At 70.6% G+C, this 11,651-nt stretch carries 8 protein-coding genes; 3 read left to right on the top strand and 5 right to left on the bottom strand.

Features of this window, described 5'->3' with window-relative positions; all coding sequences use genetic code 11:
• Window positions 1–18 precede the first annotated feature (18 nt).
• A complete protein-coding gene (locus tag ACFO6V_RS26190; RefSeq protein WP_116677359.1) occupies window positions 19–207 on the bottom strand; it encodes a PspC domain-containing protein in 189 nt (62 codons plus the stop codon).
• Window position 208: 1 nt separating this feature from the next.
• Complete coding sequence (locus tag ACFO6V_RS26185; RefSeq protein WP_377141573.1) at window positions 209–406, bottom strand: PspC domain-containing protein; 198 nt, start codon at window positions 404–406, stop codon at window positions 209–211.
• A gap of 285 nt (window positions 407–691) precedes the next feature.
• On the opposite strand from ACFO6V_RS26185, the gene ACFO6V_RS26180 reads away from it, so the two are divergent.
• Window positions 692–3,031 carry a hypothetical protein gene (locus ACFO6V_RS26180; protein WP_377141570.1) on the top strand — a complete coding sequence of 780 codons (2,340 nt, stop codon included), beginning with the start codon at window positions 692–694 and terminating at the stop codon, window positions 3,029–3,031.
• Window positions 3,032–3,089: 58 nt separating this feature from the next.
• Here ACFO6V_RS26180 and ACFO6V_RS26175 read toward each other — a convergent pair whose 3' ends face one another.
• Together ACFO6V_RS26175 and ACFO6V_RS26170 are read right to left on the bottom strand one after the other, a co-directional pair.
• Window positions 3,090–7,853: a DUF3418 domain-containing protein gene (locus tag ACFO6V_RS26175; RefSeq protein ID WP_377141567.1), complete on the bottom strand. Its 4,764-nt coding sequence runs from the start codon at window positions 7,851–7,853 to the stop codon at window positions 3,090–3,092.
• A gap of 108 nt (window positions 7,854–7,961) precedes the next feature.
• The gene (locus ACFO6V_RS26170) at window positions 7,962–9,488 is read right to left on the bottom strand and encodes a glycoside hydrolase family 76 protein (RefSeq protein WP_377141564.1); all 1,527 of its coding nucleotides are present in this window, start codon (window positions 9,486–9,488) and stop codon (window positions 7,962–7,964) included.
• Window positions 9,489–9,826: 338 nt separating this feature from the next.
• Here ACFO6V_RS26170 and ACFO6V_RS26165 point away from each other — a divergent pair, with 338 nt between their 5' ends.
• Both ACFO6V_RS26165 and ACFO6V_RS26160 read left to right on the top strand, forming a co-directional pair.
• Window positions 9,827–10,288 carry a hypothetical protein gene (locus tag ACFO6V_RS26165; protein WP_377141562.1) on the top strand — a complete coding sequence of 154 codons (462 nt, stop codon included), beginning with the start codon at window positions 9,827–9,829 and terminating at the stop codon, window positions 10,286–10,288.
• On the top strand, window positions 10,285–10,851 hold the full coding sequence (locus ACFO6V_RS26160; RefSeq protein WP_377141559.1) for a hypothetical protein: 567 nt from the start codon (window positions 10,285–10,287) through the stop codon (window positions 10,849–10,851). Before ACFO6V_RS26165 ends, ACFO6V_RS26160 begins: the two co-directional genes overlap by 4 nt.
• A gap of 25 nt (window positions 10,852–10,876) precedes the next feature.
• Here ACFO6V_RS26160 and ACFO6V_RS26155 read toward each other — a convergent pair whose 3' ends face one another.
• Window positions 10,877–11,554: an HNH endonuclease family protein gene (locus ACFO6V_RS26155; protein ID WP_377141556.1), complete on the bottom strand. Its 678-nt coding sequence runs from the start codon at window positions 11,552–11,554 to the stop codon at window positions 10,877–10,879.
• Between the last annotated feature and the right edge of the window lie 97 nt (window positions 11,555–11,651).

The following is an 11,651-nucleotide window of genomic DNA, read 5'->3' as shown; positions in this document are numbered from 1 at the left end:
TGTCGGAGGTGTGGACGCTCAGTCCTCGTTGGGCATGAGGATCCAGAACGCGATGTACGCGAGAAACTGCGGCCCCGGGATGAGGAACGAGGCGACGGTGAGGATCCGCACCAGCGTGGGATCCCAACCGAATCGGCGCGCGATACCGGCGCAGACGCCGGCGATCATGCGTCCCTGACGGGGACGAGAGAGTGTCTGTGTGGTCATGTCAGGCCGCCTGGCGCTCGTTCGGGATGAAGATCCAGCCGATCACGTAGGCCAGGACCTGAGGTCCCGGGATGAGGATCGACGCGACGGCGACGATGCGCACCGTCGTGGGATTCCAGCCGAAGCGGCGGGCGATACCGGCGCAGACGCCGCCGATCATGCGGCCCTGACGAGGACGGAAAAGTGTAGGTGTGCTCATGTCATCGACGGTAGTTCCGCCGTGGGTCCAGGGCTATCCGGTAATCCCCCGGCCTGTCCCTGATCAAGCCCAGGAAAAAACCAGGGACATGTGACCTGGGAAGCCCTGGTCGGGATGTCTGACCGGGCGCTGAGCGCGCCACGTCGATCCGCGAAAGGTGCGGGTGAAGTGCGGCGGAATGTGCCGGGGGCGTGCAAGACCCGCCTTAATCTTGGTCCGCTCGTTCGACGACCGGGGGTCGCTGTGGTGGTACGTCTTTCTTTCTTCGCGCGTGGCCCGGCCGTCATGGCTCGCGCCACCGCGGCACTCGCGGGCGGTGCGCTCGTCGCGTCGGTGCTGGTTCCGGTGGGCCCAGCGTTCGCTGGCATGGCGGACCTGCCGGCCGCGTCCAGCATCACCGTGGGTGGCCAGGTCTGTGGAACAGAACCGGTCGAGGTAACCCTCGATCGGGAGGGCTCCACGTCGTTGAAGTTCGGCGCGGTGTTCGACGGCGCCGACGTCACGGGTGCCGTGGCCGTCACCACTGATGCGGCGGGTGTCGAGCGGAGCCACCGCACCTACGAGCTGATCGGCGGTGTGTTGGACGGCAGTACTGGGTCGTCAGATCTCACCGACGATGCGGTCAACACGCTCACGATCCGGGCTCGGAACGAGGACGGGACGACTGGCCCCGCGGTGGCGTGCTCTTTCCTGCTGCACCGCGGACCGTCCGCCGTGCTCTCGGTGTTTCCCGTGCTCGGCGCCGAGACCGTCTATGTCTCCGATGGCAGTCGACGAGGTGGCGTCGGTGTGCCCGGCGCGTTCGCCGTGGCATCTCCTCGGACTCCGGACGCGGTCTCGTTCGCTTACGGCTACTCGATGGACCTCCGCTTCGAGCCTGAGTGGCGGACCGTACCCGCGACGGAGAACGCCGTGATTCCGTTCGTCCCGACCAGGGAGGGCGAGCAGTATCTCCGGGTGGCCGAGGTCGACTCGACGGGACTGATCGGTCAGGCGACGAGCGTGCGCGTCCGGGTGGCGGCAGACGGCGCGGCCCAGACGGTGCCGCCCGCCGTCACCGTCAGGAGGCTGGGCGACGGTCTGCCGGACGACGACCTGGCGCCTTTCCGATTCACCCTCACCGAAGACCTGCTGCCCTGGGGCAGTGGCGCCGGTCAGGTCGCGCTCTACGACGGCACTACCGAGCTCGCCCGGGTGGCATTCGACAACCGGACGGAGGACGTGCTCGTGCGGCGGAGCCTGGCCGGGGGTGGCTATCGCGATCTCCGCCTCGAGTACGTGCAGTTCCCCGGCGCGGTGACCCTGACTGACACCGCACAGTTCTGCCTCTCGTCCTGCCCGTTCACCGGCGGCAGCGCAACAGTGAAGTCGTGGTGGTCCAGTGGCCAGACCGACCCGAGCTACAACAGCGCCTACTGGGCGGTATCCCAGGGATTCTCTCCGACTCCGGCGTCGTACACGTATCAGTGGCTGCGCGACGGGGTCGCGATCGCGAACGCGACTGCCCAGAAATACCTCAGCTCGCCGGCCGACGTCGGACGCCGTGTCTCCGTGCGGATCACGGCGCACGGACCGTCCATGAGCCCGAGGTCGGTCACCTCGACACCATTCACCGTCCGGGCCCGGGACACGATGCACGTCGAGTACGGACTGAGCGCGATCGGCCACCCGTGGGAGAGCAACTACTGCTACTGCGGCGCCTCGGACGGGCAGAGCGCGGGTCTTCCGGGCAGCGGTCAGACGGTGCAGGCGCTGATCGCCGACCCGTTCTCGGAGTCGTACGGCGCAGGCACGAGCCCGCCGACCGAGACCGACGAGATGCCCTGGCCGTTCTGGTTCGAGACAGAGGGCTACGTCGCGGGCCGTGGCTGGGTGGGGCAGAAGTACAGGGACAGCACCCCGTATGTCGGCACCATCGGCGAGAGGCGTCGCCTGGAAGCGTTCCGGATCAAGCCCGGCGGCCCCCACGCGTCCTTCTACGACGTCTGGTACCGCGCCTATGTGCCCAGGTATGGCTGGCTCGGCTGGGCCAAGAACGGCGAGACCTCTGGCACCACGGGATTTGGTTACCCCATGGAAGACGTCCAGATTCGTGTGCTGCCGAAGGGCCAGGTGCCGGCGGCGTCGGTGTCCGGAAACGCGCCGTACTACTCCAAGGGAACGCAGCAGGCCGTGCAGGTCTCGGCCTATCTGCGTCCATCGGGCTGGCGGACGGCGGCGATGGGTGGGTCCACGGCGGGCCTGACCTCGACGTCCCATCGTCTCAACGCGGTGAGGCTGAACCTCGTCGATGCCCCCTACTCCGGCGGCGTCCAGGTGTCGGCCAAGGTCGAGGGCGACGGCTGGCGACCGTACGTGAGCACGGACAGGGTCGCGGGCACGTACCACCGCACCAACCGGACCGCCGCGTACCGGATGCGCCTCACCGGCGAGATGGCGGAGCAGTACGACATCTACTACCGGGTGCACGTGGCGGGCACCGGCTGGCTCGGCTGGGCAAGGAACAACGGAGCCGCCGGCACGGCGTCATACGCGTATCGCAACACGGCCGTCCAGGTGGTGCTGATGAAGAAGGGCGGGCGCCCACTGATGAGCGGTTACGGCCGGGTGGCCTACCTGGGCTGACCGACCGACGGAGGGGCCGGCCGGGCGTCCGTGGCCGGCCCCTCCGCATCTCCCGGGTTCACCAGCCGTTCGGCACCAGTACCTTGCGGATGCGCTTCTCGCTGACCGTGCCGTCCGTACCCAGCTGCTGCGCGAAGAACGAGACCCGCAGCTCTTCCAGCAGCCAGCGCACGTCCGCCAGCTCTGCGGCGCGTGCGGCGTCGGGCGAGCCCGCCGCGTAGGTGGCGAGCGCCTTCTCGTATGCCGCGGTCACGTCGCCGATCCGCCAGGCGAGGTCGGAGTCGCGTGCCGGGTTCTCCGCCGCCTTCGTCAGGCGGTGCGAGTCCGCGCGCAGATAACGCGCGAGGTGTGGCAGCCGCCGGGGCGGCGTCGCCGACACGAACCCGTCGTGGATGAGGCTCGCGCGATGCTCGCGAAGGTCCTGCAGCGTGTTCAGGAGTGCGAGGCTGCCCGACGCGCGGATCTCGGCCTCGAGCGTCCGGCTCGCCGACAGCGCGGCGACCACATGCCCGACGACGCGGTACACCTCGTCCTCCAGGTGCCGACGCACGAACGCAAGCGCGTCCGAGTAGGCAGCGGCAGACCGCACGGAAGCAGCATCCGGCCCACCCGGCGGAGTGTCATACCGCGCCGAGTCAGCACCCGAGGTCAACGACACAACGGCCGCCAGCTGCAGGTCAGCGACCAGCGCCTCGGTATTCGGATACGGCGACGCCGCCATCGTGAGCGACTGCGTCCCGGTCCACCGCGACGTCACACGCCCGGTACCGAGCGCAGCCTCGGACACCAGCAACCGCCGAACCCCCGCAGCATGCACAGACGCCTGAGCAGTCTCGTCGGCCAGGATCCGCAGCGCGACCCCCACGGACCGAGCCTGCCCCTTCACCTTGGGAGCAACCTCCTCCACCAGCGCCGGGAACCCGCGCACGACCACCCCGGCCCCCACATCGGTAGACACGGAGAGCGGCAACCCCCCGCCGTCCGCCAACCCAGAAGGCCAAGACGTCAGCCCAACCTGCTCCCCAACAACCGCACCAGCCTCAGCACCCCCGCCAACCACCCCACCACTGGAGCTGCGCGCCCCCACCTCGGAAGGTGACGGCACTACGGAGGGCGCGGAAGGCGAAGACCCTCGCGCGGACGTATTCCTTCCCGAAGTGGAGGGCCCCCCGGGGCCCGTGAACGCGTCCGCGCGAGGGACTTCGCCTTCCGCGCCCGCCCCAGCCGAAGCACCAGATGCAGCCCGAGCCTCAGCAAGAGCCGCCCCAACAGCCCCCCGCACCGCCGACCGCACAGCAGCTTCAGCGCGACCCGCCAACTTCCGCTGCAGCAACAACAGATCCTTGGACTCGTCCAGCACGATCGCCGACGCGTCCCGCCCGCGCCCGCGCTCCTCGACGACCCGGAACGTCACCCGGAGATGCCCAGGAAGGCGAGAGACCCGCTCCTCGTCCCAGACCTCCGGCGGCACCAGCACGTCGCGGAGCGCCCGGACCGCCCGCGTGAACGCGGAGACGTACGACTCCGCCATGTCGCCGGCCCGGACGATGTCCTCCCAGGCCGGGCACTCCTCACGGATCCACGCGACGACGTCGCGCGCGACGTCCGGCGCCGGCACGAGCTCGCGCCGCACCGCCTTGGGCAGCGACTTGATGGTCGCGACGGTCAGCTCCTCAAGGAGCCCGGGCACCATCCAGTCGAACCCGTCCGGCACGACGCGCGCGAGCACCGCGATGGGGATGTGCACGGTGACGCCGTCGGCGTCGGACCCGGGCTGGAACTGGTAGGTGAGCGGCAGGGAGAGCTCGCCCTGGGGCCACCTCTCGGGGAACGCGGACGTATCGACCGACGCGTCGCCCACCAGCTGTTCCATCGTGAAGGTGAGCAGGTCCGGCGTCTCCTTGCGGGCCCGCGACCACCAGCGGTCGAAGTGCGCCGCGGACACCACGGAGTCGGGGACGCGCTCGTCGTAAAACGCGAACAGGTCGTCCTCGTCCGCGACCAGGCCGCGCTGCCGGGAGCGGGCCTCGAGCTCGCCGGCCTCCTCGAGGAGCGCGCGGTTGTCGTGGAAGAACCGGTGGTGCGTGGTCCACTCGCCCTCGACGAGGGCATGCCGCACGAACATCTCGCGCGCCGCCTCGGGATCGACCTTCGCGTAGAGCACGCGCCGGTCGGACACGATGGGCACCCCGTACAGCAGCACCTTCTCGGTGCACATCGCCGCACCCTGCTTGCTGGACCAGTGCGGTTCCGAGTAGGTGCGCTTCGCGAGCGGACCGGCGAGGTCCTCGGCCCACTCCGGCTGGATCCGGGCGACGTCGCGCGCCCACAGGCGGCTGGTCTCGACGAGCTCGCCCGCCATGATCCACACCGGCGGCTTCTTGGACAGGGGAGACCCGGGGAAGATGGCGAACCGCGCCCCGCGCGCGCCGATGTACTCGTTCCGCGCCTGCTTCTTGGCACGCTTGAGTGCGATCTCCCGCTGCGCACCCCGGAGGTGCGCGACGGCGGACGCCTTCACCTCACCGCTGTCCTGCATCCCGAGCTGCGACAGCAGCCCGGCGAGCAGCGACCGGTGAATCGTGTCGTCGTCCCAGGTCTGGCGGTACGACGGCGTCGCTTGGTCGGGTTCGGCGGAGGGCGGCGATACTGCTGCGCCGCCTCGCTCACGGGCCCCAGGGGGCCCTCCGCTACGGCTTGACGGCGGCGCAGCAGTATCGCCGCCCTCCGCCTCTGCGGTTCGGTCGCCATCGTTCTGCGAGACCTGGGCGGGGTTGGCCGCGGGGCGGTGGCGGGGCTGGAAGGACATCTCTATGCCCAGCGGTCGCGACATCTCGCGGAGCTGGGCGACGACGTCCTGCCACTCGCGGATGCGCAGGAAGTTCAGGTACTCCGACTTGCACAGGCGCCGGAAGGCCGAGCTGCCCATCTGGTGCTGCTGCTCCCGGACGTACTCCCACAGGTTCAGGTACGTGAGGAAGTCGGAGCGCGGGTCGGCGAACCGGGCGTGCAGCTGGTCGGCCTGCGCACGCTGCTCCGCCGGGCGCTCGCGGGGGTCCTGGATCGACAGCGCGGCGGCGATGATCGCCACCTCGCGGGCGACGCCGTGCCGCGAGCCCTCGATGACCATGCGGGCCAGCCGCGGGTCCATCGGGAGCTGGGCGAGCGTGCGGCCCACCTCGGTGAGCCGCGTGACGTCGTCGACCTCCTCCAGCGCACCCAGCTCCGTGAGCAGCTGGACGCCGTCGCGGATCGCCCGCGTGTCCGGGGGCTCGACGAAGGGGAAGCGGGCGACGTCGTCGGGCGTGCTGACCACGCCTACCGAGATCATCTGCAGCAGCACGGACGCCAGCGACGTACGCAGGATCTCGGGCTCGGTGAACTCAGGGCGCCCGTTGAAGTCCTCCTCCGAGTAGAGGCGGATCGCGATGCCGTCGGCGACACGGCCGGACCGGCCGCTGCGCTGGTTGGCCGAGGCCTGCGAGACCGGCTCGATCGGCAGCCGCTGGACCTTGGTCTGCTTGGAGTACCGGCTGATGCGGGCCGTGCCGGGGTCGACCACGTAGTGGATGCCGGGGACGGTCAGCGAGGTCTCGGCGACGTTGGTCGCCAGCACTATGCGCCGCGACGCGTGCTGCTGGAAGACCCGGTGCTGCTCCGCGCTCGACAGTCGCGCGTACAGCGGCAGGATCTCGACGTGCTGCGGATGCTTCGGGTCCCGGACGCGCTCCTTGAGATGGCCGGCGAGCCCGTCAGCGGTGTCGTGGATCTCGCGTTCCCCCGAGAGGAACACGAGGATGTCGCCGTTGCCCTCGCGCAGCAGCTCGTCGCAGGCCTCGACGATGCCGGTGACGAGGTCCTTCTCCTCGCGCGCGTTCTTCGGCGCCCGGGCGCTGCCCCCTGGTCGGGCGCCACCCGCCGGTCGAGCGCCACGCGCGGGCTCGACCCGTGAGGCATCGGCCCCCGACGGGTCCTCGTCCGGCGACAGCGGCTGGTAGCGGATCTCGACGGGGAACGTCCGGCCGGAGACCTCGACGATCGGCGCCAGCTCGGGGAGCACGTCGGTGACGTACGCGGGCGCGCCGCCCCGCTCGGCCAGGGCCGCGGGGGAGAAGTGCGCGGCGAACCGCTCCGAGTCGATGGTGGCCGACGTGATGATCAGCTTGAGGTCGGGCCGCTGGGGGAGCAGCCGCGACAGGTAGCCGAGCAGGAAGTCGATGTTCAGGGACCGCTCGTGCGCCTCGTCGATGATGATCGTGTCGTAGGCGAGCAGCTGCGGGTCGCGCTGGATCTGGGCGAGCAGGATGCCGTCGGTCATGACCTTGACCAGCGTGTCCTCGCTGGACTGGTCGGTGAACCGGACCTGGTAGCCCACCACGCCGCCGAGCTCCGTACCGAGCTCCTCCGCGATGCGTTCGGCGACCGTACGGGCCGCGAGCCGCCGGGGCTGGGTGTGCCCGATCTGGCCCTGCCGCCCGCGGCCCAGCTCGAGCGCGATCTTCGGGATCTGGGTGGTCTTGCCGGAGCCGGTCTCGCCGGCCACGATCACCACCTGGTTGTCGCGGATCGCCGCGGCGATGTCCTCGCGGCGCGCGGAGACGGGCAGCTGCGCGGGGTAGGTGATGGGCGGCACCTCGACGGCGGCACGCTTGGCGGCCGCCGCTTCGAGCTGGGCGGTGGAGACGCGCTGCGGTCCGCCGCGGCGGGGTCGCCGGTTCTGCTTGTCCGCCTGCTTGCCCGGCCCACGGCGGCGGTTCCGGCCTCCGCCCGCGCGGCCGCGATCGCCGTCGGACACCGGGGTGGAAGAAGGCTCGGTACTCACAACCCCCCATTCTCCCAGGAACGGCAAGGTCATTTGCCACCGGGCACCCGCAACGTGTCAGACGCACAGGTCACTCGGGTGGCCTGCCCGTCTGACACGTCGTGGGTCCTAGCTCGCCTGCGCCGCGTTGAGCAGGTCGAGCGCGCCGTGCTGGCAGCCGTGTCCCGAGCTCACCAGGACCCGCGGGCCGTTCCAGTGCGGACCGTACATGTTGAGCGAGTCCCGGTCGTTGGCGTACGCGGTGTCGGCCTGCCGGTCGAGGTACGCGCTGTACGGCCGGTCGCCCAGTGCTGCGTTCAGCTTGCCCAGGCCGCGGACGTAGGCGCCCTTGAAGGAGGCGCCGTCGCTGTCGCAGTCGTCGCCCTCGTTCACCTCGCGTAGTACCCCGCCCGGATTCAGATACGTGGACGACGTCGAGGCGTTCGCCAGGCTCCGGGCGGTGGTGAGCAGCGTCGCGTCGCCGGTGGCCCGGTGCAGCTCGGCCAGGGCACCCAGGATGACGCCCTGGTTGTACGTCCACGTCGGCTGACCGTTGTTGGCGCACGAGTCGTTCAGCCCGTCGTTGACCAGGTTGCCGGAGTTGATCATGCCGCTGGCGCGGAACCAGTCCCAGCCCTCCCGGGCGCGCTGCAGGTAGGTGGTGTCACCGGGGATGCGGTTGTGCAGCGCCGCGTTGAGCTGGATGTACAGCTCGTTGGTGATGGCGTTCTTGTACGCGATGCCGGTGTTCCACTGGACGCCGCCGCCGCACTTGGACGTCCAGTAGGCGCGCATGTGGTCGGCGTCGGCCCGGGCAGTGTTCAGGTACCGGCTGTCGCCGGTCAGGTCGTAGGCGGCGATCCAGGCGAGGCCCCACCAGCCGGTGTCGTCCAGGTACTCGTTGCGGAACTGGCCGTCGCGCGCGTTGACGTTCTTGTCGTAGGTCTGTGCGATCACGTACCGGTAGCTGCCCATCCCGCTGATCCGGGCGTTGTCGATGACGGCGGTCAGCGCGTTCGCACCCGTCCACCAGCCGTTGGTCTCGAACAGGCCGGTGTTGCGGTCCCACAGCATCATCAGCGCGGTGGCGGCCGCCGTCGAGCGGCTCCCGGCGTTGCGGTCGTTACGTGCCCAGCCGGTGCAGGCGATCTCCGGCCGGTCGCCCGCCTTGCCGCAGACGCGGAGGGCGCCTATCCCTAAGTTGTTCCAGTCGTCCACGTTGTACATCTGGGTGCGCCAGCCCGCGCTGCCCGCGGGGATCGTGGTGGCGCCGAGCCTGCTGCCCGAGGCCCACGTCCGGCCGCCGTCGAAGGACCGGTCGAGCCAGACCTCGTCGCCCGCCCGGCCGCCCTCGATGGAGCCCCAGCCCATGACATCGGGGTCGGAGATGTGGAGCCGGAGCGTCCGGCCGTGGACGACGGCGCTCACCGGCGTGCGGTCGCCCGCGGCGAGCCCGGGGTCCCGGGCATCGCAGTAGATGTCGCAGATGACGGCGTCCGGCGCGACCGCCACTCGGGGCGCGGCATCGGCCCGCGTGACCGGGGTGAGCGGCACGGCCAGGAGGCAGGCAAGGGCCAGGGCCGTCGCCGAGCCGACGGCCCGGCGGCTGCCGACACGTCGGCGTGGATGGTCGGAGGGTACTGACAGCGGTGTCATCGAAACTCCCTGTGCTCGTCCTTGCTTCGTCTTTGGAGTGGTGGAGCGATGGAGCGATCAGACGCGGCACGACCCGAGTCGCGGCCCGACAAGATTCACCCGGAACGGACAGCAGGTCAATGGTGTCGGCGGCCCGGTGGCAGACCGGCGCTCGCAGGATGGGGATGGCTCCCCATATCGCGACGGGCGCCGCCTCCGTAGGCTTTCGAGATTCCTGTGACGTGCACCGGGATGCCCGAGGGGAGCGGTATGACTGACAGGTTGACGGTCGGCGAGGACGCGGTGCCGACGGCGCAGCGGATGGTGCGTGCGGGCGCTCGGGCCGGAGGCACGGAGGCATGAGTCCCGAGACCATCGCACGCTCGGTACAGCAGCTCAACGCGGCAGGAGTTACCTGGCCGACGACGCACCGGGTGGCCGTCACGGTGCGGCTGGCCGGGCTCGCCGACGTCATAGCGCTGGGCGACGGGGTGCTCGAAGGGCCGGAGGCGGCGCGGGCGGCGTTCGGGCACGTGCTGCGCACCGCGGGAAAGGACGCCGACCCTGCCGCGGCGCTCCGCGAGATCTCCAAGGTCCAGCGGGTCCTGTCGGTGATGGAGCAGGCGCCGCCGGATGTGCTGGTCCCGTCCCGCACGCGGGCCGAGGTCGGCGCGCTGGTGGAGCCGGTCGCGGCGTCGGCGACCCAGACCCCGGCGACCCAGACCACAGCGAGCCCGGTCCCCGATCCGACGGCGACGTCGGGCCCACGGGCGCTACCGGTCCGCCCCGTGCGGCGGGCAGACACCGACGGGCCGGCATGACGAACTCTGAGCTCGCCGCTCTGTGCGAGAGCCGGATCAACGGCCCGAGCCGCATCCGTCAGACATTCGAGCACAGCGAGGCGCCCGAGCACGTCGGGGGCCTGATCGACGACCTGCGGATCACGGCGTCCGACTGGGACACGGCAGTGAGCCGCCCGCCGGACGGGGACCCCGTGGCGCTCCGGGTCGGCGCCCGGACCGTCCGGGACGGGGTGCCGGGTTTCGGGGCGGTGGCCGATGCGCTCGAGTCCTACGCCTCGGCCCTCGAGTCGGGGCAGGCCAGGCACGGTGCGGGGCTGGCGCGGCTCCGGTCTGCCCGGCAGGGCGCGGCAGGCCTCGCCGCGGCTGGTGACGCGGACGGGGACGCGGACGCGGACGCCGACCCGGAACGAACGGAACCCGCCTCCTCGGCCGCGATCGCCGTGCTCGACGTCGCCTGCGCGGGCTACGCCGCCTGCCAGGACGCCTACGAGGCGGCGCGCGACGCCGAGGAGGCGCTCTACGTGGCACTGTCCTACGTCCGTGTCAGACCCTCAGGTCACCCGAGTGACCTGAGGGTCTGACAGCACGGGCGGCGGACGGGTCCGTTCAGGACGAGCAGGTGTTGAGCAGCGGCTGCAGCGCCGACTTCTCCGCGGCATCCACGGTGAGGCTCCAGCGGTACTTCGTGCGGATCCACATCTTCGCGTAGGCGCAGTGCGAGCTGGCGAGCGGCGGGACCCACTCGGCGGGGTCGTTGTCGCTCTTCGAGACGTTCACATTGTCCGTGACGGCGATCAGCTGCGGGCCGGTGAGGTCGTTCGCGAAGTCCTGCCGGCGGCTCGTCGTCCACCCGCTGGCGCCCGAATGCCAGGCCTCGGACAGTGCCACCACGTGGTCGATGTCGATGTCCCCGGGCGCTGTCTCCGTCTTGCCGTCCCACTCGCTGTACCAGCTGCCCGACGTCGGGTAACAGTCGCTGCCGACCTCTACGCCGTCGCCGTCGCGCTGCAGGACGGTCTCGCGGGTGGTGCAGCCGTTGACGGTGATCCAGTGCGGGAACAGGGTGCGGTCGTACGGGGTGGGCGCGCTCTCCGCCCGCACCGTGAGCGCGTTGAGCTCGGACTGCGCCACCGTCTTGGTGGGCAGTCCCGGCGGGTAGGCGCCTGCCTGCTGCGGGAACGCCACCATCAGCAGCGCGACGAGGGCCAGCGCCGTGACCGCGGCGATCAGGTGGCGTGGGCGAAGTTCTCGCCGAGGTTCGTGCTGGACGACGAGCTGCGACATGGGCAGACCTTTCGCGAGACCGATCAGGGCGCGTTCATCGTCGACGTGGGCGGTGTCATCCAAATGACCGCGATGTGACGGTTAGCGAAATTTCACC

This window comes from Promicromonospora alba (assembly GCF_042654905.1).
GTDB classification, from domain to species: domain Bacteria; phylum Actinomycetota; class Actinomycetes; order Actinomycetales; family Cellulomonadaceae; genus Promicromonospora; species Promicromonospora alba.
Note: the sequence above shows the minus strand (reverse complement) of the source record. Positions and strands in the feature narration are given on the sequence as shown.

What these genes read in the sequence shown, in the direction of transcription:
- ACFO6V_RS26190 (WP_116677359.1), bottom strand. Translation starts at nt 207, where the DNA reads ATGACCACACAGACACTCTCTCGTCCCCGTCAGGGACGCATGATCGCC.
- ACFO6V_RS26185 (WP_377141573.1), bottom strand. Translation starts at nt 406, where the DNA reads ATGAGCACACCTACACTTTTCCGTCCTCGTCAGGGCCGCATGATCGGC.
- ACFO6V_RS26180 (WP_377141570.1), top strand. Translation starts at nt 692, where the DNA reads ATGGCTCGCGCCACCGCGGCACTCGCGGGCGGTGCGCTCGTCGCGTCG.
- ACFO6V_RS26170 (WP_377141564.1), bottom strand. Translation starts at nt 9,488, where the DNA reads ATGACACCGCTGTCAGTACCCTCCGACCATCCACGCCGACGTGTCGGC.
- ACFO6V_RS26165 (WP_377141562.1), top strand. Translation starts at nt 9,827, where the DNA reads ATGAGTCCCGAGACCATCGCACGCTCGGTACAGCAGCTCAACGCGGCA.
- ACFO6V_RS26160 (WP_377141559.1), top strand. Translation starts at nt 10,285, where the DNA reads ATGACGAACTCTGAGCTCGCCGCTCTGTGCGAGAGCCGGATCAACGGC.
- ACFO6V_RS26155 (WP_377141556.1), bottom strand. Translation starts at nt 11,554, where the DNA reads ATGTCGCAGCTCGTCGTCCAGCACGAACCTCGGCGAGAACTTCGCCCA.